Here is a 24,636-nt window from a genome sequence, read left to right as displayed (position 1 = left end):
ACATGGATCGATGGCAGGCGATGCGGATCTTCGTGAAGGTCGCGGAGACGGAGAGCTTCGCGGAGACGGCGCGCCTCATGCACATGAGCGCGCCCGCCGTCACCCGCGCCGTCGCCGCGCTGGAAGAACTGATCGGCGCCCGCCTCTTCGTCCGCACCACCCGGTCGGTGAAAATGACCGAGGCCGGCGCGCGCTATTTCGAGGATTGCAGGCGCATCCTCTCCGACATCGCGGAAGCGGAGGCGGCGGCCGCCGGCTCCTATGCGACGCCTACGGGAACCCTGGCCGTCACTGCATCCGTCATGTTCGGGCAGATGTATGTCCTGCCCGTAATGACCGAATATCTCGACTCCTATCCGACGATGTCCGGCCGCACCTTCTTCATCGACCGCCCCGTCAACATCGTGGAGGAAGGTGTCGATGTCGCGGTGCGCATCGGCCATCTGCCGGACTCCGGCTTCACCGCGACCAGGGTGGGCTCGGTACGGCGCGTGGTATGCGGCTCGCCCGCCTATTTCGAGAAGCACGGCGTCCCCGTCACCCCGATGGACCTCAAGGAGCACCGGATCGCCGCATCGACCAGCGCCTGGGCGTCGCCCGAATGGCGCTTCGCCCGCGACCAGCGCGTCGTGGTGGAGGCCGCGCTCCAGTGCAACACGAATGAGGCGGCCATCACGACCGCCAAGGAAGGCTGGGGACTGACGCGCGTCCTGCACTACCAGATCGGCCCCGCGCTGATCGCCGGCGACCTCCAGATCGTGCTTGCCGAACATGAGGAACCGCCCCTCCCCATTCACGTCGTGCACCCGGAGGGCCGCTACGCCCCCGCGAAGGTGCGCGCGTTCGTCGACCTCGCCGTCTCCCGCCTTCGCGCCAACCGGCTCTTCAACTGAAGCGCCGGCCGAAACCACACGCTCCGTTGTCGATGGCCGGATCGAAGCCACGCCATCGCGCGCGCACCTATGCCTCCTGCGGCGGCTGGAACCACTCTGCTCAGATGATCTGCCTGACGCCTGGGAGCGTCCTCAGCGCGCCCGACAGGATGAAGGATCCTGCGCATGCAGCCGCGCCGACAACCGTGAATTTCAGCAACGGCGTGGCTGCCCAGGGCATGGCCAGAACGCTCAATGCGACAAGGACGGGCGGGTGGACGATGAAGGCACCGAAGGCGCCGCGCGCCAGCCAGGACATGACCCGTGTCGGATGCCGCCCCCACTGCCTGGCGGCTGCAAACACCCCCAGCATCACCCCGAACGCGACCAGCGGATCCCAGAGGGCATAATAGAACGCATTGAGGTGCCAGCCCCCCTCGAATCCGCCCAGTTGCCCACGCGTCAGCATGATGACCGGCAAGGTGACCAGTGCGAGGATCGACACGACCAGCCAGGGGGCGGCATCCCTCCATGTGATGCGTTCCAGCAGTTCCGTCCGTGCCGCCGCGCAGCCCGCGACGAAGAAGAAGATATAGCAGGGGAAATAGCCCAGTTGGAGCCATAGCAGTTCCTTGCCCACCGGCATGACCAGACGCACGAGGAAGGAGAGCAGGCCGAGCCCGAGGGCCATGAAGATCAGCACCGGCGGCGAAGGCAGCACCTCCACCATAAGCGCGGGCCAGCCCATTCGCCGACGCAACATCTGCCAGCCGGTGTAGCACACCGCGAAGATCAGCAGCGGGCGCTGTCAAAGCAATCGACCTTGCGGTAACGATACGCATGAGCAAGCACCCTCCGACGACGAGAGCGGGCGATGCTCCGCTTCAGGCAGATGAAGGCTCTACAGAAGTTCGCTTCCGCACATGCCAACCTCCACAACCACTTCTCACTGAAACGCCATCTCGTCGACCGAAAGACCTACAAGAACGACGCTCCGCGGCCCTCGCGGAGTGGCGGTCGGTCGCGAGCGAGGCCCCTGCCCTTCCCAACCCCGTGCATCCAGTGGCGACGAGTTCGCGTTAGGCTGACAGGGCACGCGCCCGCCGCTTGACCAAAAAAAAGGACGCCCCGTAGAGCGCCAGAGGGGAGCTCGTTCCTCTCATAATCTTATACGTACGCCTGCGGTGTATCGGCGGCCAATCTTGTCATAATATTGGCCGTTTACTGGGGCGTTCAGCACGAAATAGGGTGTCGCGCGGGGATCTTGGTCGAGCAGGTTGTGTACGGCCCAGAAAAATTCATATCGCTTGTCTGGACCAGCCCAGACCTTGCCGGTCAGGTTGAAATACCAGGTGGCGGGCACGCGATTGTTGTTGATCGTCTGTCCGCCTGGCACATTAAATGTCACGTCCTGTACGCCAGCGCTGATGAACATCGCCTGGAGTGAGGCTTCCCCCAAATCGTTGCTGAGTGTCTGGGTGAGATCGCCGCGGAAAGTCGGGATGGCACCGAGCGTATAGGGGTTCATGGCGCCGACATGATCGATCGGTACCGAACCCAGCGTCCCGGTATCGACGATCGAGTGAAGCACATAGGTGCCGCTTGCCGACATGCCATAACGCCCACCACTTCCCATGAAATCCGCCGTGGTGTCATATTGCAGCGTCGCGTCGATACCCTCCTGCATGAACGATCCCAGGTTGATCGTGCCCGACAGAAACGCGGTGTGGATGCGCTGCCCCGGATTGGCTGGATCGGGGCCATAGGTGAAAGCAGAGCAGAACGCCTGATCGCCGCCGTTGCAGAGCGCGGCGATCTGGGCACTGGTTGGATTGGATATCGCGCCGTTGATTTCGATCCTGTACCAGTCGACCGATACACCCAGCCCGCGCAGTCCGCCCGTACCCCGATAGGCGATGCCAGCCGTCCAGGTGTCCGCAAGTTCCGGCTGCACATTAACATTTCCTGCGGTAGCATTTTGCGGGATATTGTTCGTCTTGCTTATCCCATCAACCATCAGCGTCAGCGGATTCGTGAGCACGCTGCCCGGGCTGAACAACTCGTTGAGCGCCGAGGCGCGAATATCGCGTGACCGTGAGACGCGCAGATTGAGTCCCACGAGCGGCGTCCACACCGCACCGGCCTTCCACGCGGTCTGCCCGCCGGCGGTGCTGTAGTCGGCGTAACGGACCGCGCCATTACCGCTGAGCCCGGTGAACAGCGGCACGGTCGCCTCGACATAGGCTTCCTTGACGCTGAAAGCGCCCGACCAGGGCACGGCGTTGCCGGCACCAAGATAGCCGTTTGCCGCCGCGATCGGATCGGCGGTGAGCTTCTCCGTCTCGCGGCGATATTCGCCGCCCACCGCCAAACGTACGGGCCCGGCCGGCAAATCGAACAGGTCGCCCACGATGTTGGCAGCGGCGGTCAGTTGGGTATAGTCGACGTCACTGGCAGGCTCGCCCCAGATATAATCGTGCGCCGCCGCGCTGCTGTTACCTTCTCCGAACAGATTGAGTGGCTGGCACCCCGCCGCGGCCGGATTGCTCTGCGCAACGGCGCGGCAAACGATTACGCCATTGGGCGTCCCGGTCAGGAACCGGCCTTGATCAACGGCATCGATGGCGAAGTTCAGGTTGCTGGTGATGAGCACCTGCGAACCACGTTGTCGATAGTAATTTTCGCCATAGCTCGCATGCGCATCCCAATTCCAGCCGTCGCCCAACTCCCCCTTTAGGCCGATCGTGCCATGTGGCGTTTCATTGGTGACGCGGAACTGGTTATTGCCGATATCGAACCCGATGCGGCTGATGTTGATGCTGCTCGTCTCTGGCAGCACTGCACGGACGGCGACGGGAAGAAAGGCATTGTCTCCCCGGATGACCTGGCGGTCAAGGCGCAGGACCGCGCTCCGGATGTCGCCCTGCGCCTTGGACCAGCCGCCCTCGGCATAAGCGGTGAGGCTGTCGGAAACGTCGAAATAGAGACTACCGTAAACGGTGATACGTTCAACGCCCGGCACCGTTGTCGTCTGGGCATTGACCGAGACGCCTTCGCCGCCAACCATCACACGCCCGTCGATCGGATTGCCATAATCGAATCGCCGCAGTGAGCCGTCGGGGTTGAAGGTTAGTCCGACCAGTGCCGCCGGACCCGATACAATCACGCCGCCCGCCCCGAGCGAGTTCACGACATTCTCGGCAAGCAGCAGATTGGTGGGACCATTGCGATCGGTGACGATCAACTGCCCCCGCCGACCCCAGTCCCTAGTGTAGAAGCTGCCGACACCTTCGACGTCCGAATAATCGACACTGAATACGGCATGACCACGCCCGCTCGCAAAATCAGTGCCGGCAAGAAAGCCGACGCGGAAGCGGCGGTCGTCGCCCTGTTCCGAAATGCCAGTCTGCACACGGGCATCGATGCCGTCATATTTCGTCTTCATGATCAAATTGACAACGCCAGAGACCGCGTCGGAACCGTACAGCGCCGAAGCCCCGCCGGTCACCACATCGACGCGGTCGATCATGATCGTCGGGATCAGGTTGAGGTCGGTGGTGGTCGGCACACTCTGATTCGCCGATGGCGCGAAGGGCACAACGCGGGAGCCATTGACCAGGACCAGCGTCCGCTGGCCGCCCAAGCCGCGGAGGTCGGCGGTCGCCTGGCCTGGGCTCGACAGGTTGGTCGCGTTGGCATTGGGCGAGCGCGTCGCCTTGAACGCTGGATTCTGATTGAGCACATCCATGATCGTTTCAGATCCTTGGCGGTCGAGCACTTCATCCCCAATGATCTGAGTAGGAGACGGCGCATCGAGACCATTTTGCGCCGTGCGTGATGCGGTGACGACGATCGCGTCACTCTCGGGCTGTGGGGTCGCATCCTGCGCCGCCGCCGGATAGGCCAGCAGCCCCAAGCCGCTGCACGTAGCCAGAAAACCTGCGTGGTTCATCTTTATTCCCCTCCCTTTAATCAGCGCCGCGCTGTTGGGGGCGGCAGGCCGAGCAGTGCGGCCGGATTATCGACAGTCATCCGGCGCACTTCGGACGCGCTAAACCCGCGTTTACGGAGAAGTCCTGCAACCATCGCGATCATGTCGTCGGGCAGAACCTGCCCCAACTGACCGCCGTCGCTGCTCAAGATGACATTGTCCGGGCCAAGCGTGCGGATCGCTTCGGCATATTGGTCGAAGGTGAAGCTTGCCCGTCGTCCGATCAGGAAGCCCGTAACGAATTCGATTTGCGCGCCCAGCGCCACCGCTTCCTGCATCTGCGCCATGGTCATATCGATCGGGTGGCCAATCGCGTGCGTGACGACGATCCGCGCGATCCCCTGTCGCTTCGCTTCCCGGATCACCATCAGCGCTTCCGTCGGGCTTACATGCCCGGTCGCCAGCGCCAGCTTGACTTCGCTGTCACGTATCTTCGCGGTTGCGATCGCGGCGATTACCGCCTTAGTTTCGGGCAGCAACTCGCCGTTGCGCGACACGCGAACGAACGGCCGGTCCCGGCCTCCCGCCGCGACATTCGCTTCGCTGTCCCAGGTCGGCATGCTGACGATCCGTGCACGTCCGCCCTTCACTTCGCCGAAATGATGAACCGCGGCGGGATTGAGGCCCCCGACCGTAAGGTTAAGGCACAATTGGCCGAATATTTCGACGCCCGGCACCGCTTTCGATGCCAGATAAGCGAGCTGGGCTGTCTGATCATAATGCTGCTTGATCACGAAGCCGCGCATTCCGGCCTTTTTCGCGCGCGCCGCCATCTCGAGCACGTCGAGCGCTCGCCGGGCCTGCACGCTGTGCGGGCCGAAGCTGTCGGGGTCAAGATGCGTGTGAATGTCGATGACATCGCGCAGCAGCGCGCGGTCGGCTGCTGTCGGCGCCGGCAGTTTGCCCAGCGGCGGCGGTTCAGCGCCAGCGCTGATCAGCAGCGCCGCAGCACCCAGCAGGCTCAAGGTTCTTCCCATGCCGATCATAGCCGAATCCTCCCGCCGATGACAAAATAGGTGCCGCGCCGATCGTAGAATTGTGAGTTGGCAACCGTCGGAGTCGCGATCGAGTTGGGCGTGATCGGTGGATCAACGTTGAGCAGATTCTCGACGCGGCCATAAAGCTCGACGGTTGAACTGAGCGCGTAGGCGGCGTTTACATCGACATAGCCGCGGCCCGACACGGTGTTGTCGATCAGGTCGAGCGTCGTGATGTTGAAGCGCGTGTCGAACTTGCCGCCGCCAATATATCGGTATCCCAGTCCGAGCTTCCATGGGCCCGCCGCATAATTGGCGTCCAGGTTAAAGCGCCACTGCGGCAAGCCGGCCGGTGGCGGTGCGATCCCAGCAAGCCCGACATAGTCATTGGTTATGCCATTGGATGTGGTCGAGATTTCGGCAACGTAATTGGCAAGCCCGCGCAGATTGAGTTGCCCAGTGCCGAGGCTGAAGCGGTACTGCAGCTCGATATCAACACCGCTGGTCTTCATCGAATCCGCGTTGAACGGGATCACGTTGACCTGCGTGATGCGCTGAGCGGCATCGCGAACCACCCCGGCGCAGAACTCTGTTCGCCCCTGCTCGCAATAATCAACAATGCTCTGCGGCGCGATCGTCGAGATGGCCTGCTTGATCGCGATCCGATAGTAATCGATGGCCGCACGGAAGCCCGGCAGGAAGCTTGGCTGGAAGATCACACCGGCCGTCAGCGTGTCCGCACGCTCGGGTTTGAGCGCCGAATTGCCACTGGTGATCTGCAGGGTTGGGCGCGACGTATTGGTGCGAGGATCGATGATCGCGCTGATCACCTGATTACCGCGTTGGAACAACTCGTAATTGTTAGGCGCCCGGATGTCGCGCGAAAGCGTGGCGCGAAAGCGCAGGTCGGGAATGGGCGAATAGCTGGTGCCGACCTTCCAGGTCGTGACGCCGCCGCTCAGCTCATAGTCGGTATAGCGGACTGCCGCATTGACATCGAGATTGTCGGCCCAGGCTGCGCCGTTCACCAATGGCACGACAACTTCGGCATAACCTTCCTTGACTGTAAACTCGCCACTGAATGGTTGCGAATTGATCGAGCGCCAACGCCGGAGGGCTGAATCGGCATCCGCGGTAAGCTTGGTCATTTCACGCCGATATTCCGCGCCGAGCGCAAATTTGACATCGCCGGCCCAGGTTTTGAACGGATTGCCGGAGACGTTGGCGGCGAATACATCCTGTTCCTGCCGCGACCGGGTCCACGAAGTCCCGCGATAATAGTCCAGCGCCGCCTGATTGATCGATCCGGCGCCAAATGGATTGATCGGCACGCAATTGCGAATGTCGCCATAGGGATCCTGCGCTGCGGTCGGATTGGGGGTGTTCAGCAGCGCACGGCAGATCGGTTGGCCCGTCGCCGGATTGACCACCGTATCCAGCCCAAGCGTCCAGCGATTGGAGATACGGTTGTAATGGCTGATCGATTCATAATCGTTACGGCTGATCTGGCCCGAAACATCCCAGCGCCAGCCATCGCCAAAGCGACCCTTGAGTCCGAAGGTCCATCGTTTCACGTCAGTCGCATTGTCGAAGACCGAGGTCTGGTCCTCGAAATTCATACGACCGACGGTAATGCTGGTCAGCCCTGCAGCCGCCATTGCAGTGCGAACCGAGGAGGGCAGAAAGGCGTTGTCGTCGCGGACGAGGAAGCCGGCATCGTCGCGATTGGGCGACAGGTCAGACAGCACGTTGACGCGCGAATAGAGAAAATCGGCGAAGAACTCGACATCGTCGCTCAGTTCGTACCGCAATTCGCCATAGCCTGTGATCCGCTCGATCTCCGGCAGGATATTGCCCTCGTCCACCAGCGAGGTGCCATCGCCCCCCGTCATGAACGTGCCGCCGATGTTCGTCCCGTAATTGAACGGAATGACCGTCCCGCCTGGGCCGAACTGCACCCCGGTGCCGGTTGGGAAGCCCAACTGCTGGGCTATCTGAAGGCCCACCGCGCGCGTCAGCACGCCACCCGCGGTCATCTGCACGAAGCGCGAATTATTGGCTATCAACAGCCGCGGCTGTCCGTTGGTACGGGTATAGGCCGGGTTGGTCAGCAACGCGGTCTTGTCATTGCCCCAGGGCCGCGTTCCTTGCGCCGTTTGCCCGTCGTTGTGCATGTAGTCGGCCGCGAAGGTCAGGTGCAGCCTGTCGTCCATAAGACCGATGCCATATGCCGCGCTCACCGATGGTCGATGATGATCGTCATAAATCGACTGACCGTAGGACGTATCGAGCCTGAAGCCCTTGAGATTCTTGTTGAGCAGGAAGTTGACCACGCCCGCGACGGCGTCGGATCCATAGGCAGCCGATGCGCCCCCGGTGACTATCTCGACATTACTGATCAGCGCCACCGGAACGATGTTCGTGTCGATCGTCCCCGCCGGATCAGTGAATGCGACCCGCCTTCCGTCGATCAGCAGCAATGTCCGCTGCGTACCGAGGCCCCGTAGATCGACGTTGGAGGCACCGACGGGTTCGCTCGACTTGCCGATATTTTGGTTGATGCGCAATTGCGGCACGTCATCGAGCAGTTCCGACACAGTGCCGGCTGCTTTCGATTCCAGATCCGCCCGGCTCAACGATGTCACCGGCGTCGGCGCGGTGAAGCCGCTGATGCGCGTGCCAGTCACGGTGATCGCCTGATCTTCGGTGGGCTTTTCGATGGCCGCTGCCTGGGGAAGATCTGGCGCATCTCGTAGCACTGGCGCGGTGCTGATGGTCCGCAGGATAGAATCCGGCGCGCGCCGCGCTCCGCTGGGGACATCGACAACATAGGCATTGGCATTGGCCCTTCTTGCCGCCAGGCCTGATCCGGCAAGCAGCAGGCGCAGGGCCTCGTCGATCGATAGGCTGCCGCGCACCGGCTGGGAACGGACACCCACCATTCGGGTAGGATCGAACAGCACTGCTTTACCGCTCTGCCGACCGAATGCCTCCAGCGCCTGCGCCATGTTCTGCGCGGGAATGTCGTATGAGCGGCGCTCTGGCACTGCGGCCGCTGCCATCGGTAAATTTGGGAAAGCTCCCAATGTCATGCCAGCAAGCATCATAGCCAGAATCCGGCCGCGAGCCCGATAGTGCATCCTCACCCCCAATGTCAGCGGCGCATTTATTTGTGCCTATGCTGACTAAGACGCAGCCGGTCTGGGGGTCCGAACGCCGGACGAAAATAATTATCAGTCTGGCTGTCTATCAAGGCGCTCGCGCCACGTGAGGCGGATCGTGCCACCCTCTTCCTTGTGCGCGCGAACCGGATAGAGTGCTTCCAACGCCGCGACGAAATCGGCTTGGTTAGCCGTCGGGAAAATGCCGCTGACCTTTAGCCGCGCGATCGTGGGGTCATCGACCATCAACGGCATAGCGGAGTAGCGGTTCACTTCCTCCACTGCATCGCCCAGGCTGTCGCCGCGGAAGATCAGGGCGCCGCGGTTCCATGCGGTCTCGCGCTCCACGTCTGCCGCAACGACCTCGACTTCACCTTGGCCTTCGGCAATGAGCTGCTGCCCGGGTGATAGCTCGGTGCGATCGAGCGCCGGGATGATCCGCCCCAAACCGTTATGGCGTACCGGCTCGACCCGCACCTTTCCTTCGACCAGCAGGACCTGGATATGCCCGTCTTGCCGGATACGCACGTCGAAGGCAGTGCCCAGCGCCGTAACCTGCCGGCTTTGTGCCGAAACGATGAACGGTCGGGCTGTATTTTTCGCGACATGGAACATCGCCTCCCCCTGCAACAGGCGCACGTCGCGGCGATCGGCCGAATAACGTACTTCGACAAGCGAGTCGGTGTTGAGCGTCACCTTCGATCCATCGTCGAGCAGGATATCACGCCGCTGCCCGATCGCGGTCGCGAAACGCTGAACATTATCCACGGTCGCGATGTCTGGCACCGCCCTGGGGGAAAGGGTCAGGCTGCCCAGCCCGATGGCAGCCAGCACGCTGGCGGCCAGTGCTGTTCCCAATGCCCAGCGCGGTCCTATCGAACGCTTGCGGACACGCGCGAGTTCGAGCGCGGCGCGGCGCATCTCGCGCACTTCCGGCATGGTTGCGAAAGCACCCACCTGTTCGATACGCCTATCGATCGCGTGCCAAGCCTCGCTATTGGCTGGATCATCGAGCCAGACCTCAAACCTCTCGTCGGCGGCGAACCAGTCTGGATCAAGCTGGCGGCACGTCGCCCACCAGATCGCCGCCTCCTGTGGAGGGTCAGGGGGGGGCTGGTCGCGGCGCGCGATCATGGCAGCTGTTCCCGCAGCAGGGTAAGCACACGGCTGATGTCCTTCTCGATCTGGCGCTGCGACAGGCCGAGCAACGCGGCGATCTCCCGTCCGCTCATTTCCTCGAAGCGGTTGAGTATGAACACCATGCGCGGTCGTTCCGGCAAAGTCTCCAGCGCCTGAATGAAGCGCCGATAACTGTCGCGGCCGATCGCATGCTGTTCAGGTGAAACATCATCGACCAGTCGTCCAAAGGGATCGGCGAAGCCTTCGCTCTCGATGTCCGGCTGCACCCGCTCCCGTCGGGCTCGATCACGCAACAGGTTCATTGCCACCTGGAAGACATAGCCTCCGACATTTTCAACCACCTCACCCTGGGCGCGGCGCGCGAGCGCGGCGAAGACATCCTGCGTCAAGTCATCAGCTTCGGCGCGGTCAGTCACGCGGCGCAAAAAGAAGGCATGCACAGCGCGTTTGTAGCGCAGAGCGAGGGAGGCGACGTCAAGGTCGCTTTCCGGATGCCTCGAGGTGCTCATAATCTCTGTTGCTATGTATGACGCAGAATAACGGGATCTCCGAACACTGCCGACGACGCCCAGCGCGAGGGTGACGCGATGACTGCGCTGACGAGGTTCACCACCATCCTGCGCGATTCAAGGCTTCGTCAGACGACAAGCGGCTGGCCGGCGCTGTCAAGGTATATTGGCGGCACGTAGACAGGCGGCATGAGCCGTCCCTCCCGCAGCCCATTCCGCTACTTCAACTCGTCGCCTGAGGTGATCCGCCTCAGTGTGCTGATGTATGTCCGCTACCCGCTGTCGCTGCGGAATGTGGAGGATCTGCTGTTCGAGCGCGGCGCTACAGAAGTTCTCCTCTGTTCATGCCAATCTCCACAACCACGTCTCACTGGAACGCCATCTCGTCGATCGAAAGACCTACAAGGAACGACGCTCCGCGGCCCTCGCGGAGTGGCGGTCGGTCGCGAGCGAGGCCCCTGCCCTTCCCCACCCGAAGTGCATCCGATGGACGATTTCGCGTTAGACTGACGGCACCGCCAAGGCTCCTGTCGGGGGAATCGGGTTCCCACAGGATCGCGACCTGGTCGGCGCGTTCGGCCAGATGCCGGTCGATGCAGTTGGCGCTGACGTTCAGCCGGCCGTCGGCGAACCACCGCACGCCGAAATCCGCCGCGCGCCCCGCCCCGTCCAGCAGCGCTCCATCTGCCCATCCCGCCGGAACCGGGTAGTAATCGTCCTCGACGGAAGCGGCGAGGGAGGGAGATCGTCCAGCCCGTCCTATTTCACCTTGTCAAGATAGGAGGACATGCGCTTGGCGGCAAACGGGGGCAACTTCACCGCCCTTGCCGCCGCGATCTCTCCGGCGGAGGGCTTGCCCACCTGCACCAGCCCCACCATCCCCATCGAATAATGCGGCATGCACTTGATGCCGTAGAGGCCGGGCTTGGTGACCTTCATCGACACCTCCTTGTTCATGGCCCCCTTCATCGGCGTGGCGCCCGCAGGGAGCATGGTCGGGAGGGTTTCGGCGTTGTGGCTGGGATCGGACGGCTTGAAGTGGATGACGTCGCCCGGCGCGGCCTTTACGAAGGCCGGTTCGAACACCATGGCGCCTTCCGCGCCCTGGTTCTTCATATGGACGATAATGTCCCGCGCGCCCGCAGGCTGCACCGAGAGGAACAGCGCCGAAAAAGGCAGGGCCGCTGCGGCCAGGCGTGGCATGGGGCGATGAATCAAGGCTCTCTCCATGGGCTCGTACGGTGCGATGCACCGGGTTGACCGGAGAGATGCTCCCTCAGCCTCGCGACCGGCAATTGGCCTTTGGTCCTAGAGTGCCAGCCCGCCTTCCGGGGCGACCGGCACCAGCGGAAGGCCCATGTCACGCCAGCCGTCGGTTCCTTCGGCCAGCCACCAGACCCGCCGGTAGCCGAGCGCGTGCAACCGCCGCGCGGCGTTCCAGCTGAGCCAGCAATCGGCGCGGCAGAAGACGACGACCGGCCATTCGCGCCGGCCGCGCGTCAGCCGGGCCATTGCCCGGATGAAGCGCCGTTCGGCATCGGAGGCGATGGCGCCCTGTCCGCCTTCGGGAAACCAGCGGGCGCCTTCTATGCTCTCATGCGGCGCGGCAAGCCGCCAGCGGCCGTCCGCCTGTCGATGTCCGCCCTCGGCGGGCAGCACGTCGAGGAACAGCGCGTCCACGTCAGGGCGGAGCAGCGCAGCGGCGGCAGGCGCGATCCGCGTCACGCCCTCGGGCGGACGGCGCGTGGGCGCACGGTAGCGGGTGATGCGATAGCCGGCCGCGTCGAACAGCGCATCCTGCCCATATGCGATGTCCGGACTGGCAAGCAGCATGGCTACGGCTATCCAGTCCCACCGTAGCATCGATCCATCCTTTCTCATGGCCCAAGGTGCAATGGTAGCGGGTCACGCAGGCGGATAGAGTCCCGACCAAGGGAGAAGGATGTGAAACGCCATGTCGCGCTGTTGCTGGCGCTGGCGGCGGCAGTGCCGGTCCGCGCCGGCCCGGTCGTCGACCCGCTCGGTTCGCCCATGTGGACCGCTCATGCCAGGACGTTGTTCGGCGACGATCCCGTCCGCTTCGATCCACGGGTGAAGGTGGACTTCCCTATAATCGCGGAAAATCAGCGCGCCTTTCCCGTGGTGATCGACGCGCGGACGATTCCCGGCGTTCGGCGCATGATCCTGTTCGCCGACCTCAATCCGATCCCTGTCGCCATCGATTACCGCCCGGTCGCGGCAGCGGCCTATGTCGCGACGCGCATCAAGCTCGATCAGCGGACTCCGGTACGCGGCGCGGTGCAGATCGACAGCGGCGAATGGCTGGTCTGGGGAGGCTGGGTGGACGCGGCGGGCGGCGGCTGCTCGACTCCGCCGGTCAGCCGCGTCAAGGGCGACTGGGCGGACCATCTGGGCGAGATCCGGGGGGAGGCCTGGCCGCTTCCCGGCGGCGACAGCCGGCTGCGCCTGTCCTTCCGCCATCCAATGGACACTGGCCTGGTCGAGAATATTGCGGCCTATCATCTCGAGGAGATCGACGTGAGAGGCGCGGACGGCCGGCCGCTTGCCGAGATGGCGATCTGGGCATCCGTCGCGGAGGATCCAGCCCTCACCCTGATGCCGCGGATCGGTGCCGGCGAGCGGATAGGCATCGAAGCGCGCGACACCAACGGCCGCGACTATCGCGCGCAGGTGGAAGTGGCGCGGCAATCGCCGTTGCCGGCCCCGCCCGCGCCATGATGCGGCTTTCGCGCCGTGCGGTGCTGGCAGGCATGGCCACGCTGAGCGCTTCCCAAGCCCGCGCGGCGGACGCCTATCGCATCGAACCCATCGCCGTTGCCGATGGCATCTGGATGGTGCGCGGCGCGAACGAACCGATCGCGCCAGGCAATGGCGGCGCCATCGCCAATATCGCGATCATCGCCACCCCGGCGGGAACGGTACTGTGCGACTGCGGGCCGTCGATCCGCTATGCCCGCTCGCTCCGTGCTGCGGCCGAGCGGCTGACGGGGACACCGGTGGTCCGCGTCTATGTGACGCATCTGCATCCCGACCATGGACTGGGGATTGCGGCCTTCGAACCCGCCATGGTGGCGGCGCTGCCCGGGACCACGGCCGCGCTCGCGCGGGAAGGCGCTGGCTATTCCGATGCCATGTATCGGATCCTCGAAGACTGGATGCGGGGGACAGAGCTGGTACTGCCCGGTCGGCAGGTCACAACGGAGATGGAGGATTTCGGCGGTCGGCGCCTGCGCCTGCTGGCGCTGTCAGGGCATAGCGGGGCGGATCTGGCCATCGTGGACGAGGCGACGGGGGTGCTGATCGGCGGCGACCTCGTCTTCCACGACCGGGCGCCCAGCACGCCGACCGCCGACCTTGACCGGTGGCGGGCGAGCCTTGACCGGCTGAAGGCGGAACCGCATCGCTGCGTCCTGCCCGGCCATGGCCCCCTCGATCCCGGAGGAGTGGAGGCGATTGTCCAGACGCGGGACTGGATCGACTGGCTGGAACAGGCGCTGACCGACGCCGTGAAGGCGGGGCTCGACATGGTGGAGGCAGGCCGAATCGCCATCCCCGACCGTTTCTCCACCATGGCGGTCGCGCGCTACGAATTGCAGCGCAGCGTGTCGCATCTCTACCCCGCGCTGGAGGCGAGACTGCTACCCCGGATCGACCGGCCCCGCCAGGAATAGGTCAGAAGCGGGCCCGGACGCCGGCATACCAGCGCCGCGGCGCGCCGGGGCCATAGGCGCGCGGGTCGGAAGCGCCCGGCGCTTCCTCAAGCTCGATCTCATCGACCTCGCTGAAGGTTCCGAAGGTCGCATAACGCCGATCGAAGGCGTTGCGCAGTTCGGCGAACAGGCTGACGCCCGGCACCATCGCGATCGAACCCCGCAGGTTGACGGTGAGGTAGCCGCCCAGCCTACCATTGTCGTTGCCCTCGTCGCCGAGCAGATATTGGCCCGAGCGTGCGATCATGTCGCCGCCAACCGACCAGCCCTTCCCCGCAAAGTCCAGGGTCAGCGTCGCGCTGTGGCTGGGAATGCCGGGCAGGCGGTCACCCCGTTGCACTGCAATCTCCCCGTCCTGGTCCGCCTGCGGGTTGGCGGGGCTGGAAAGACTCAGGGGACTGCGGTAGGTCGCGTCGGTGAAGGCATAACTCGCCCCGGCGGTGAAGCCGCCCCGCGACGCCTTGAGACTCAGCTCTACGCCCTGCCGCTGCGTGCTGCCGATATTCTGGAAGAAGGCACGGCCGCGAACGTCGGACGCGACGAACTGGATGTCGTTGCGATTCCGCGTGCGGTAGGCGGACAACAGCCCCTCGATCTGGAAACCTCCGGCGCTCCCCCGCCAGCCGGCGCCGGTTTCCCAGCTTTTCGCGACGACCTGCTTCAGCGGCGGGTCGGCGATGAAGAAATTGGCGAGGCTGCAGGGCGCCTCCTCGTCGGCGCAGGAAAGCTCGGCAGGCGTCGGCGCCCGGTTGCTCTCGGCATAGCCGGCGCGCAGCGTGAGCCCACCGCCCGTCGCATAGTCCAGTTCGATGCCCGGATTGAGCCGCCGGAAGCTGTGCCGCCCGTTGAGCGCCGTGCCGATCCGGTCCTGCAGCACGATATGGGCATGATTGTAGCGCAGCCCGATCTCGGCCGAGAGGCCGGACGCGATCGGCAATCGGTCCTGCATGAAAACCCCCCAATACTCGGTGCGGGCAACCAGGCTCACCGGGGCGATGGCGCCGTCCGGCTGGGCGATGAAGGCGCCCAATCCCGCGACGCTGCGCGTTTCGGTCAGTGCCCCCAGTTCGACCGACGTATCGAAGCGGGTGCGGCTGCTGTCGTAGCTCACCCCCAAAGCGAAATGATTGTCGCCCGCCGGCAGGGGCCGCTCATCCACGATCTGGAACAGCGCCCCCATCGCATCGGTGCGCGTGCGGCCGCGGTTCAGCACGCCATAGCCTTCACCGCCTAGCATGTCCGAGATCGGATCGCCGCCTGTGCCCATGAGGAGGGCCTGAGCCTCCTCCCCATCGTCGCCCCCGACGGTCTCGAGGCACAGTAGTCCTTTGGCATCCTCCTCCTCGCACCCTTCGATATCGGCGGCGTCCCCATTGACGCTGCGCAGGGTGAGGCGTTGGGCATAGAGCGTCCCTTCCAGCCGTGTGCGATCCGCCAGCGCGAGCCAGGGATGCAGGCTGACCCGGCCATAGCGCGCGCGACTGTTGTCCGGCCAGGTGAAGACGGCACGCCGGTCCGCCGCCAGCAACTCGACCGGCGCGACGCCGTTGCCGGTCAGGTCGGTATCCGCGCCGACGAGCTTCATGTGCAGCCCGCCGCCCGCCGCATCGAAGCCCAAATCGGCATAGCCATTATAGAGGGTCGAGGAGGAGAAGGCGCGCCAGCCGTCATCGTGGCCATATTGAAAGGCCGCGAAGGCATTGGCGTCGCCCTTTGCGAAGCCGCCTGCGACGCTTGCCTCGCGATAGCCGAAGCGCCCCCCCGTCAGGCTTGCCTCCAGCCCCGGATCGCTCCCCCCAGTGCGAGTTTCGATGAGCATCGCCCCGCCCAGCGCGTTGAGACCATAGACAGGACTAGCATCGAGCAGGCTGACCTTACGGATGGCCGCTTCGGGTAACAGGTCGAAGGCCACCGTATCGCCGAAGGGCTGGTTGAAGCGCGCGCCATCGAGATAGACGGCCAAACCCTGCGCCTGCCCCTGCAGGGGCGAAGCGACAAATCCCCGATAGACGAGATTGGGTTGCCAGGGGTTGCCCTGCGCATCCTGCAGCGTGACGCCCGCGATCGAGCGCGTCAGCGCGCCGAGCAGGTCCGGCGTACCGGCACTGGCAATATCCGCGCCGGAAACCGCCAGCGCATCGTCGCGATCCACCGCGCCTCCCGGCGCCGTAACGATGATCGGCTGGCGCTCCACATCCTCCGCCGGCGGCTGGGCATTGGCTTGGACCGTGCACAGCAATACGGCTCCGCCCAGCAATCCCTTCCGCCCCACATCCGCCTCCCGTCCTTTTTCTTTCGAGGAGGACTATGGACGGCCTGGCCGCTCGCTCCATTATACCTTCGGTCGGGGCGTCAGCCGGTGACCTTTACGCCGATCCAGAGTGTTCTGGGCGTTCCGAGGTCCATGGAGCCGCCGGCATTGCGGGTGACAACCTCCTCGTCGAACAGATTCTCGCCCCTTGCGACGAGGGTGACGCCCTGGACCAGCGGCAGGCGGGCGATGGCGTCCACGGTCAGCGCGTCGGGCAGCACGTCCGACTGGAGGTCGTCCTCATATTGCCTGGCGACGTAGCGCAGCGTCGCGGAAAGCTGGGGCCCCTGCGCCGGTTCCCAGGCGAGCGTCGCGCTGGCCGAATGGCGCGGGCTCTGGGCGGGGGTGAAGCCGTCGAAGGCATTGCCCGGCGCATCGACCGTGCTGTGGCTATAGGCATAGCTGGCCGACAGGGCGAAGTCCCCGGCATGGCCGGCGGCCGTCAGCTCCACGCCCTTGGCCACGATGGCGTTGACATTGCGCCGCTGGCGCACCGTCGGGCTCAGCGTCACATTGGCGATGGCATCGTCCAGGCGGTTGTAGAAGGCGGTGGCCGACAGCGTAACGCCTGTCACTGGTGTCAGGTCGATGCCCGCCTCGACGCCCTTGAGCTTTTCGGGCGTCAGCGCGGCATTGGCGCGGGTGGTGATCGGAAAGACGACGAAGGGCCGATAGAGCTCGTTGAGCGTTGGCAGGCGGAAGCCGGTATAGCCTGCCGCCCGCAACGCGACCGCATCGCTCGCATGAAAGACTGCCCCCGCCCGGCCGGAGAATTGCCAGTCGGACCGGTCGGCGAAATCGGTGCCGGTGGCAGCGCCGCCGGTGGCGCTCGCCTCCCGGAAGAAGCCGTTGCGGATGCTCCAGCGGTCGGCGCGCACGCCGCCGGTCAGGATCAGCCGGCCGATCGTCCAGTCGTCCTCGGCAAAGGCGCCGACGGTCAGCTGCTCGCCCCCGGCATGGCGCAGGAAGGTGCGCGGATTGGCGGCGACGTTGGCGTTATAGGCGTCCTCGAACATGTCGCCGCTGGCATAGCGGCTATCGACGCCCAGCCGCAGCACATGGTCAGCGCCCACCGGCGGGCGCAGCTCCAGCTTGCCGCCGATGCCGGTGGAGGGCGTGTTGCGCTGGTCGAGCGACTTGCGGAAGCTGCTGGAAGAGATGACGATGTTGGAGAAGTTGCGCGCCTGGACATAGGCGAGCGCATCCACCTGCCATGGGCCGCGCGAGATGTAGCGGATCGAGGCATCCTGGCCTTCGCTGGTCGAATCGGCGCCGCGGAAGCGCAGCGTGCGGTGATCCTCGAACAGGGTGGCGCGGAACTGCAGTTCGGACGTGGCGGAAAGCGGCGCGACGGCGCGCAGGTTGGTGGACCAGCCGTCATAGGCGGCAGGCACGGTGGCGGCGACGCGCTGGTCCTTGGGTGTGGTCTGGAAGCCATCTCCCCGATCCCACCGCCCGGAGAGCGAGACGAGGCCACCACCCAGATCGGGCGACAGGCTGGCGGACAGTTCGGTCGCATCGCGGCTGCCGTAGAAGGCGCTGCCGGAGAAGAGCGGCAACTGGTCCTTCGTAGCGCTCGCCAGTTCGATCGTGCCGGCGACGGCGCCCGCCCCGAAGGCGCCGACCCCGCCGCCGCGCGTCACCCGCACGACGGAGAGGCGATCCGGCACCAGCGCGGAGAAAGGGATGTAGCCAAAGAAGGGATCGGCCATCGGCACGCCGTCGAGTAGCACCAGCGTGCGGCTCGATGCATTGCCGCCCAGCGCGCGCAACGTGGCGCCCTGCGCCGAGGGGTTTGCCGAGCGGCTGTCGGAGCGGCGGAACTGCTGGAAGCCGGCGACATCGCCCAGCACGCTTTCGATCCGCCCCGACGCACTATCCTCCAGCCGCTGGCGGTCGATCACCACCGATCCATAGGCTGGTGTCCCGGGCGGCAGAGGCAAACCCGCGCCGGTGACAATGATCGGCGCCTGCGCCCCCCCCTCCCCGGCCGGAGCCTGCGCGTGAGCCAGTGCCGGCCATGCCAGCGCGACAAATGATAGCGTTATCCCCTTCATGCGCCCCCCCCCTAACGCCTTTCTCCCCGAACCGAAAGCCGAAGGAGCTGTATCCTGATAGAATGCGGCTCCTTCCTGCCAGAGCTGCTCCTGGTGAAAGATCAGAAGAAAAGGATACCCCCGATCGCCAAAGCATCGGAACTCGCCCAGTTTCCATTATGCGCTTCCGAACGGGTGTGGACATATTCGCCGATCAGCGTGACCCAGCTCGTCAGGCCATAACGGAGCTGACCGACCCAGCTCGAATTGCGGTCCACCAGCGTCGGGTTGGCGAGCGCATCGGCTGCATTGGCATAGTCCAGATTGCTCTCGCCATAGCTGCCACCGACGGAGACCTTGCCGAAGGTGGCAAGGCCCTGAAGATAAAAGCCGTGACTGTCGCGCTTGTTGCCGAGCCCGTCGGTGTCGAAGACGTTGAGGCCAGTCGTACCGAGGCCCGAGGCGTCGTAATAGGTGCCCACCAGCGTCACCGGACCGAAGCCGATCCTGGCGCCCGCATCCCAGCCCGCGCCAGTATAGTCCGGCCCCGCATCGACATTATGCTTCTGAGTCAGGCCCGACAGCCACAGGCGGGTCGCTACACCTCCGAAGCTGCGGTCGTAGACGATCTTTGCCTGGAAGCCAGGCTGCTTGTTGGTTTCCGAAGGGCCGGTCGTCGACGAAAGCGGCTCGAAGACGCCGATGCTGACGGTCAGGCCGCCGAAACTGGGCGACGTGTAGGTGATCTGCGGCTGGAAGTCGGTATAGATATAGCCCACGCCGATGCGGCCGAGCGTCGTGTTGGACGGCGCCACATTGCCAGCAGGGGTGCCCGACGAGAGCAGCGTGATGTCGTTCAGAATCGATTCCGACTGGAACAGGCCGATGTCGCGGCCGATCTTCACCTCGCCGAAGCCGGGCCGGCCGAAGGTGAGATAGGTCTGGCGGAAGTCGATGCCGCTGGTCTGTAGCGCGCGCGGATTGCCCGGGCTGTTGGCGCCGCCGCCCGTATAGCTGACCGAGTTGATACCAGGGTACATGCCGAAATGCGCGCCCACGTCCCATCCGCCCTGGTTGGTGGTCGCCTCAACCTTCAGGAAGCCGGGCAGCAGGCCGTTGCGCACAGCGGAACTGTCACCCCCGACCGTCGCGACGCCGCCGACCACGCTGTTGGTGGCGCTGGGCGCCTCGCCATCGTCATGGACGTAGAAACCATTGACCGACCCGGAAAACTTCAGCGTCACGTCGCCGACCTGAAGCCCGACGCCGCTGCCGGCAATGCGAACCACCGGCTTGTCATCCGGTGAGGAGGCGGCAGCGGCAGGCGCCTGCGCGGCGGGACTGCTCTCGCTCTTCAGCAGTTCCGCATATTCCTCGTCGGACAGAATGCCCTTTTCATGCAGCCGCTTCAGCAGATCGGTCGTAGTGCCTGCCATGGCCGGCGTTGCCATGACCGCCAGCGTCAATGCCATCGCTGCTCCGCGCAGGAGCGCCCCCTTTTTCATGCCATCCTCCCTCTGTCTGTCGGCCTTTGTGGCCCGTCGTCAGGGTGCGCCCGGGGGTCCGCCCGTGAAATTGAACTTTGGTTCTCCTTCCTAAGGACTATCCGCGTGCGTTTCAGGGGAGGAGGGCGATGCCCCAAGGCGCGCCGCCGGTGGGGACGGTTCCGACCACCCGCGCGGCGGCTAGGTCGATGACCGACACCTGGTTCGAAAGGCCGTCGGCGGTGTAGGCCCGCGTGCCGTCCGCGCTGATCGCCATATGCCAGACCCGCCTGCCCACCGGCACATAGGCGCGCACCTTGCGGGTGGCGACGTCCACCAGCGCGACGTGATCCGCCCGGCCGAGCGCGACCACGGCGGTGCTGCCGTCGGGCGTGAAGCGGATGCCGCAGGGCAGAATGCGGTGCGCTGCCACGCCGGGAATGGAGAAGGTCAGCGTGTCCGTGACCTTTCGCGTCGCAGCGTCGGCAATTTGCACCGTGCCGCCGACCTCCGCGGCGATCCACAAGGCGGTGCCGTCTGCGGTGAACTCGACATGGCGCGGACGCAGGTCCGTCGGCGTCTCCCCAACCATGGCGCGCGTGCCAAGATCGATCCAGTTGACGACATTGTCCTCCTCCGATGTGACGGCCACCCAGTGGCCATCCGGGCTCTGCGCCACCCCTTCCGGCTCGCCCCCGACATCTACCTGAAACGCCACAGTGCGCGTGGAGAGGTCGACGGCGGTTAGCGCTGCATTATCCTCATTGGCGATGAACAGCATGCCGCCGTCGCGCGAAAGGAAGAACTGCTCCGGGTCTTGGCCCGAGGGCAGGTCGGCAACGACCTTCCCTGTCGCGCGGTCGATCACCTGCACCGCGTGGTCGGCGCTGGCACAGACATATATGAAGCGGCCATCCTTCGACACGGTGATGCCCCGCGGCCGTCCGCCGACGGGCCAGGTGGCAACGACCTTCATCGCCCCGGCGTCGATGACAGTGATGCTGTCGCCCCGTTCGTTGGAGACATAGAGCGTCTCCGCCGCCGCCGGCCCACAGGTGCAGAGCGCAAGCCCCATTGCCGCTCCCGCCATCGTTCCCAGCCTCATCCACATCCTCCCGTCCTTCGCGGCGCATACGCCTTGTTCCAAGGGTCTAATCCGGTGCCTTGGCGCGCGGCATTGGACCAATGGCCAATGGGGCGGGCGCTTCCTCGCGCCTAAGGTCGGCAAAAGCAGGAAATTGCTGCGTTCAAGGTGAGGATACACAGATGCAGATGGGTCGCTTCGCGCTCCTGGGAGCCGGGATCATTCTAGCCGCCGCCACTGCTACCGCGCTCCAGGCGCATGGCGACGTGACGCCCCAGCCGGTGGACACCTCCGCATTGCCGGAAATCGGCGCGGACTGGCTGGAGAAGAACCCCTATAGCGGCAACGGCAAGGCCATCGAGATCGGCCAGTCCGCCTATGGCCAGAATTGCGCGCGGTGCCACGGCCTGGATGCCGAATCGGGCGGCATCGCGCCGGATCTGCGCTATCTCGAACTGGGCGAGTCGGGCGACCAATGGTTCATGCAGCGCTTCCGCCACGGGTCCAGCCATGACGGCAAGGTCTACATGCCCCCCTTCGGCGACGTTCTGGGCCAGAAGACCGGGTGGGCCATTCGGTCCTGGCTCGAAACCAAGCACGAGGGCTGAAGCCATGTTCAGCCGGCGGGGGCTGATCAGGGGAACAGGCGCGGCGCTCGCGCTGGGCCTGCTGCCCGGCAAGGGCGAGGCGGCACCGCTCGCCCGAGTCAAGGCGCTGGGTGTCCTGCGGGTCGTGGTGTACCGGGACAACCGGCCCTGGTCGTGGGAAGAGGACGGCAAGCTGGTCGGACTGGATGTCGACCTGGCCAACGCCATAGCCGCGAAGCTAGGCGTGCGGACGGACATCGCGCAACTAACCGCCGACGAGAGCGTGGACGACGACCTGCGCAATGGCGTGTGGAAGGGCGGCCTTCTCGGCTTCACGCCCGGCGACCTGATGCTCCACATCCCGTTCGACCGCGGCTTCGCGGCGCGGAACGACCAGGTCGCGATCGTCGCGCCCTATTACCGGGAGAGTTTCGGCTTCGCCGGCACAGGCGGCGTGGACCTGGACGCCGTGCCGACCCAGTGGCGTGGGCGGCGGCTGGCGGTCGAGCTGGACAGCATTCCCGATTTCTACCTGGTCGGATCGTTCGGCGGACTGCTGGCAAAGGACGTGGCCCATTATCCGACCGGATCGGATGCCGTGCAGGCTGTGAGCGACGGCAAGGCCGATGCCGTGCTCGCCAGCCGCGCCCAGATCGAGGAGGGATTGCATCGCGCGGGGTCGCCCCCGATCGCGTTGCGCAAAGCGCCGCTGCCTGCCTTTACCTCCCCGGGATGGGACATCGGCATGGCGGTCAGGGAGAACAGCCGCACGCTCGGCGACGCGGTGGAGGAGATCGTCACGGACATGGCGGCCGATGGCGGGATGAAGGCACTGTTCGCACCCTACGGCGTCACCTGGAAGCCAGCGCTCGCGATGGGCTGAAAAAGGCGGCGGCACGGCGACCCAAGGTCCAATTGCCGCCCGATCTCCAGCCCATAATCTAGCCAAAACGGGGGGCGCCAATCCGCGCTCTTGTAACAAGGGAGGATGGTTATGAAGGGACGTGTGATCCGCGCGCTGTCGGGCGCTGCGGCGATGGCGTTGGCAGTGGCTGCCGCGCCGCTGCTGGCCGAGGGGCCGACCGACGCCGACCTGATGAACGACGCGGCCTCGACGGGCGACGTGCTGACCTACGGCATGGGGCCGCAGGCGCATCGCTTCAGTGCCCTGAACCAGATCAATGCCGGCAATGTTGCGAAGCTGGTCCCGGCCTTCGCCGCTTCTTTGGGCGGAGAAAAGCAGCGCGGCCAGGAAGCCCAACCGATCGTCTATGACGGCACCATTTACGTGACGGGCAGCTATTCGCGCCTGTTCGCCTTCGACGCGCGCACGGGCGAGGAAAAGTGGCAGTATGACGCCCGCCTGCCCGACGGCATCATGCCCTGCTGCGACGTCGTCAATCGCGGCGCCGCCATCTATGGCGACAAGATCATCTTCGCGACGCTAGATGCGCGGCTGGTCGCGCTGAACCGGCTGACGGGGAAGGTGATCTGGAACAAGCAGATCGCTGACTATCAGGCGGGCTATTCAGCCACGGCCGCGCCAATGATCGTCAAGGGCAAGGTGATTTACGGCAATTCCGGCGGCGAGTTCGGCATCGTCGGCGCGGTGGAGGCGCGCGACGTGGAGACCGGCGAGTTGCTGTGGCGCCGTCCCACGATCGAAGGGCACATGGGCACCCTCAACGGCAAGGACAATGGCATCACCGGCAAGACCAACGCGACCTGGCAGGGCGACCTGTGGAAGACCGGTGGCGGCGCGACCTGGCTCGGCGGTACCTACGACCCGGACACCAACCTGCTCTTCTTCGGTACGGGCAATCCCGCGCCGTGGAACAGCCATCTGCGCCCCGGCGACAATCTCTATACCAGCTCGACCCTGGCGATCGACCCGGACACGGGCGTCATCAAGTGGCATTTCCAGACCACACCGCACGACGGCTGGGACTTTGACGGGGTCAATGAATTCATTCCATTCGACGCGACGATCAACGGCAAGCCGATGAAGTTGGGCGCCAAGGCCGATCGCAACGGCTATTTCTTCGTGCTCGACCGCACCAACGGCAAGTTCCTGGGCGCCCACAAGTTCGTGATGCAGACGACCTGGGCCGACGGCTTCAATCCCAAGACCGGTCGGCCCAACTATAACGATGCCAACCGCCCCGGCGCACCGGGCGCGGCTGGTGCGAAGGGCAGTTCGGTCTTCGCCTCTCCCAGCTTTCTGGGCGGAAAGAACTGGATGCCAATGGCCTACAGCAACGACACCGGCCTGTTCTACATCCCGTCCAACGACTGGGGCATGGACATCTGGAACGAGGGCATCGCCTACAAGAAGGGAGCCGCCTATCTGGGCGCAGGCTTCACCATCAAGCCGATTGCGGAGGATCATATCGGCGCCCTGCGCGCGATGGACCCCAAGACCGGCAAGATCGTGTGGGAATATAAGAACAAGGCGCCGCTATGGGGCGGCGTGCTGACCACCGGCGGCAACCTGGTCTTCACCGGCACACCCGAAGGCTACCTCAAGGCCTTCGACGCGAAGACCGGACAGGAACTCTGGAAGTTCCAGACCGGATCGGGCGTCGTCGGCAGCCCCGTGACCTGGGAGCAGGACGGCGAGCAATATGTCGCCGTCATGTCCGGCTGGGGCGGCGCGGTGCCGCTGTGGGGCGGAGAGGTCGCCAAATCCTTCAAGGACATCAACCAGGGCGGCGCTCTTTGGGTGTTCAAGCTGCCGAAATAAGAGGAGCTAG

Annotated in this window: 18 protein-coding genes and 4 pseudogenes; 8 read left to right on the top strand and 14 right to left on the bottom strand. The window is 64.9% G+C overall.

Going from position 1 to position 24,636, the window contains the following annotated elements; all coding sequences use genetic code 11:
• The first annotated feature begins 2 nt into the window (after positions 1-2).
• Positions 3-893 carry a LysR family transcriptional regulator gene (locus tag M529_RS47525; RefSeq protein WP_021320214.1) on the top strand — a complete coding sequence of 297 codons (891 nt, stop codon included), beginning with the start codon at positions 3-5 and terminating at the stop codon, positions 891-893.
• Between the two features lie 100 nt (positions 894-993).
• On the opposite strand, the gene M529_RS47520 is transcribed toward M529_RS47525, so the two are convergent.
• Positions 994-1,635, bottom strand: a complete 642-nt coding sequence (locus tag M529_RS47520) for an acyltransferase family protein (RefSeq protein ID WP_152522687.1) — start codon at positions 1,633-1,635, stop codon at positions 994-996.
• 93 nt (positions 1,636-1,728) lie between these two features.
• Here M529_RS47520 and M529_RS50820 point away from each other — a divergent pair.
• A pseudogene (locus M529_RS50820) lies at positions 1,729-1,955 on the top strand (hypothetical protein); the annotation flags it as partial.
• A gap of 76 nt (positions 1,956-2,031) precedes the next feature.
• Here M529_RS50820 and M529_RS47515 read toward each other — a convergent pair.
• The 6 genes and pseudogenes from M529_RS47515 to M529_RS47500 form a co-directional block, all read right to left on the bottom strand.
• A complete protein-coding gene (locus M529_RS47515) occupies positions 2,032-4,788 on the bottom strand; it encodes a TonB-dependent receptor plug domain-containing protein (protein ID WP_021320212.1) in 2,757 nt (918 codons plus the stop codon).
• Between the two features lie 56 nt (positions 4,789-4,844).
• Complete coding sequence (locus M529_RS47510; protein WP_201766368.1) at positions 4,845-5,840, bottom strand: DUF6282 family protein; 996 nt, start codon at positions 5,838-5,840, stop codon at positions 4,845-4,847.
• A 5-nt stretch (positions 5,841-5,845) separates the two neighbouring features.
• The gene (locus M529_RS47505; protein ID WP_408021353.1) at positions 5,846-8,437 is read right to left on the bottom strand and encodes a TonB-dependent receptor domain-containing protein; all 2,592 of its coding nucleotides are present in this window, start codon (positions 8,435-8,437) and stop codon (positions 5,846-5,848) included.
• 237 nt (positions 8,438-8,674) lie between these two features.
• Positions 8,675-8,848 (bottom strand): annotated as a pseudogene (locus M529_RS50780) (STN domain-containing protein); the annotation flags it as partial.
• Between the two features lie 225 nt (positions 8,849-9,073).
• A complete protein-coding gene (locus M529_RS47935) occupies positions 9,074-10,135 on the bottom strand; it encodes a FecR family protein (RefSeq protein ID WP_021320209.1) in 1,062 nt (353 codons plus the stop codon).
• Positions 10,132-10,650, bottom strand: coding sequence for an RNA polymerase sigma factor (locus M529_RS47500; RefSeq protein WP_021320208.1), 519 nt, complete (start codon positions 10,648-10,650; stop codon positions 10,132-10,134). The genes M529_RS47935 and M529_RS47500 overlap by 4 nt, the downstream gene beginning before the upstream one ends.
• 189 nt (positions 10,651-10,839) lie before the next feature.
• Between M529_RS47500 and M529_RS50815 the strand changes: the two are divergent.
• A pseudogene (locus M529_RS50815) lies at positions 10,840-10,971 on the top strand (IS6 family transposase); the annotation flags it as partial.
• A 208-nt stretch (positions 10,972-11,179) separates the two neighbouring features.
• On the opposite strand, the pseudogene M529_RS50775 reads toward M529_RS50815, so the two are convergent.
• The 3 genes and pseudogenes from M529_RS50775 to M529_RS47485 all read right to left on the bottom strand — a co-directional run.
• A pseudogene (locus M529_RS50775) lies at positions 11,180-11,413 on the bottom strand (hypothetical protein); the annotation flags it as partial.
• Entirely contained in the window at positions 11,410-11,853 is a 444-nt protein-coding gene (locus M529_RS47490) for a pseudoazurin (RefSeq protein ID WP_021320206.1), read from the bottom strand. The gene M529_RS47490 and the pseudogene M529_RS50775, both read right to left, overlap by 4 nt.
• A gap of 105 nt (positions 11,854-11,958) precedes the next feature.
• Positions 11,959-12,513 (bottom strand): rhodanese-like domain-containing protein, encoded by a 555-nt coding sequence (locus M529_RS47485; protein ID WP_031295884.1) that lies wholly within the window; start codon positions 12,511-12,513, stop codon positions 11,959-11,961.
• Positions 12,514-12,594: 81 nt separating this feature from the next.
• Here M529_RS47485 and M529_RS47480 point away from each other — a divergent pair, with 81 nt between their 5' ends.
• Both M529_RS47480 and M529_RS47475 read left to right on the top strand, forming a co-directional pair.
• Positions 12,595-13,389 (top strand): quinoprotein dehydrogenase-associated SoxYZ-like carrier, encoded by a 795-nt coding sequence (locus tag M529_RS47480; RefSeq protein WP_021320204.1) that lies wholly within the window; start codon positions 12,595-12,597, stop codon positions 13,387-13,389.
• Positions 13,389-14,342, top strand: coding sequence for a quinoprotein relay system zinc metallohydrolase 1 (locus tag M529_RS47475; RefSeq protein WP_031295881.1), 954 nt, complete (start codon positions 13,389-13,391; stop codon positions 14,340-14,342). The genes M529_RS47480 and M529_RS47475 overlap by 1 nt, the downstream gene beginning before the upstream one ends.
• A gap of 1 nt (position 14,343) precedes the next feature.
• On the opposite strand, the gene M529_RS47470 is transcribed toward M529_RS47475, so the two are convergent.
• The 4 genes from M529_RS47470 to M529_RS47455 form a co-directional block, all read right to left on the bottom strand.
• Positions 14,344-16,620: a TonB-dependent receptor gene (locus tag M529_RS47470; protein ID WP_236617765.1), complete on the bottom strand. Its 2,277-nt coding sequence runs from the start codon at positions 16,618-16,620 to the stop codon at positions 14,344-14,346.
• Positions 16,621-16,733: 113 nt separating this feature from the next.
• A complete protein-coding gene (locus M529_RS47465; RefSeq protein WP_021320201.1) occupies positions 16,734-18,749 on the bottom strand; it encodes a TonB-dependent receptor plug domain-containing protein in 2,016 nt (671 codons plus the stop codon).
• A gap of 101 nt (positions 18,750-18,850) precedes the next feature.
• Complete coding sequence (locus M529_RS47460) at positions 18,851-20,233, bottom strand: porin family protein (protein WP_021320200.1); 1,383 nt, start codon at positions 20,231-20,233, stop codon at positions 18,851-18,853.
• 112 nt (positions 20,234-20,345) lie between these two features.
• A complete protein-coding gene (locus tag M529_RS47455) occupies positions 20,346-21,317 on the bottom strand; it encodes a PQQ-dependent catabolism-associated beta-propeller protein (RefSeq protein WP_031295877.1) in 972 nt (323 codons plus the stop codon).
• Between the two features lie 161 nt (positions 21,318-21,478).
• Between M529_RS47455 and pedF the strand changes: the two genes are divergently transcribed.
• The 3 genes from pedF (at position 21,479) to M529_RS47440 (ending at position 24,626) form a co-directional block, all read left to right on the top strand.
• Positions 21,479-21,904: a cytochrome c-550 PedF gene (gene pedF / locus M529_RS47450; RefSeq protein ID WP_021320198.1), complete on the top strand. Its 426-nt coding sequence runs from the start codon at positions 21,479-21,481 to the stop codon at positions 21,902-21,904.
• 4 nt (positions 21,905-21,908) lie between these two features.
• Positions 21,909-22,766: a substrate-binding periplasmic protein gene (locus M529_RS47445; RefSeq protein ID WP_021320197.1), complete on the top strand. Its 858-nt coding sequence runs from the start codon at positions 21,909-21,911 to the stop codon at positions 22,764-22,766.
• A gap of 111 nt (positions 22,767-22,877) precedes the next feature.
• A complete protein-coding gene (locus M529_RS47440) occupies positions 22,878-24,626 on the top strand; it encodes a methanol/ethanol family PQQ-dependent dehydrogenase (protein ID WP_021320196.1) in 1,749 nt (582 codons plus the stop codon).
• The last annotated feature ends 10 nt before the right edge of the window (positions 24,627-24,636 follow it).

Source organism: Sphingobium ummariense RL-3, assembly GCF_000447205.1.
Classification (GTDB): Bacteria; Pseudomonadota; Alphaproteobacteria; order Sphingomonadales; family Sphingomonadaceae; genus Sphingobium; species Sphingobium ummariense.
Note: the sequence above shows the minus strand (reverse complement) of the source record. Positions and strands in the feature narration are given on the sequence as shown.

Excerpts from the sequence above, each read along its gene's own strand:
- M529_RS47525 (WP_021320214.1), top strand. The coding sequence starts at position 3 with ATGGATCGATGGCAGGCGATGCGGATCTTCGTGAAGGTCGCGGAGACG.
- M529_RS47520 (WP_152522687.1), bottom strand. The coding sequence starts at position 1,635 with ATGTTGCGTCGGCGAATGGGCTGGCCCGCGCTTATGGTGGAGGTGCTG.
- M529_RS47510 (WP_201766368.1), bottom strand. The coding sequence starts at position 5,840 with ATGGGAAGAACCTTGAGCCTGCTGGGTGCTGCGGCGCTGCTGATCAGC.
- M529_RS47935 (WP_021320209.1), bottom strand. The coding sequence starts at position 10,135 with ATGATCGCGCGCCGCGACCAGCCCCCCCCTGACCCTCCACAGGAGGCG.
- M529_RS47500 (WP_021320208.1), bottom strand. The coding sequence starts at position 10,650 with ATGAGCACCTCGAGGCATCCGGAAAGCGACCTTGACGTCGCCTCCCTC.
- M529_RS47490 (WP_021320206.1), bottom strand. The coding sequence starts at position 11,853 with ATGCCACGCCTGGCCGCAGCGGCCCTGCCTTTTTCGGCGCTGTTCCTC.
- M529_RS47485 (WP_031295884.1), bottom strand. The coding sequence starts at position 12,513 with ATGCTACGGTGGGACTGGATAGCCGTAGCCATGCTGCTTGCCAGTCCG.
- M529_RS47475 (WP_031295881.1), top strand. The coding sequence starts at position 13,389 with ATGCGGCTTTCGCGCCGTGCGGTGCTGGCAGGCATGGCCACGCTGAGC.
- M529_RS47465 (WP_021320201.1), bottom strand. The coding sequence starts at position 18,749 with ATGAAGGGGATAACGCTATCATTTGTCGCGCTGGCATGGCCGGCACTG.
- M529_RS47460 (WP_021320200.1), bottom strand. The coding sequence starts at position 20,233 with ATGAAAAAGGGGGCGCTCCTGCGCGGAGCAGCGATGGCATTGACGCTG.
- M529_RS47455 (WP_031295877.1), bottom strand. The coding sequence starts at position 21,317 with ATGAGGCTGGGAACGATGGCGGGAGCGGCAATGGGGCTTGCGCTCTGC.
- pedF (WP_021320198.1), top strand. The coding sequence starts at position 21,479 with ATGCAGATGGGTCGCTTCGCGCTCCTGGGAGCCGGGATCATTCTAGCC.
- M529_RS47445 (WP_021320197.1), top strand. The coding sequence starts at position 21,909 with ATGTTCAGCCGGCGGGGGCTGATCAGGGGAACAGGCGCGGCGCTCGCG.
- M529_RS47440 (WP_021320196.1), top strand. The coding sequence starts at position 22,878 with ATGAAGGGACGTGTGATCCGCGCGCTGTCGGGCGCTGCGGCGATGGCG.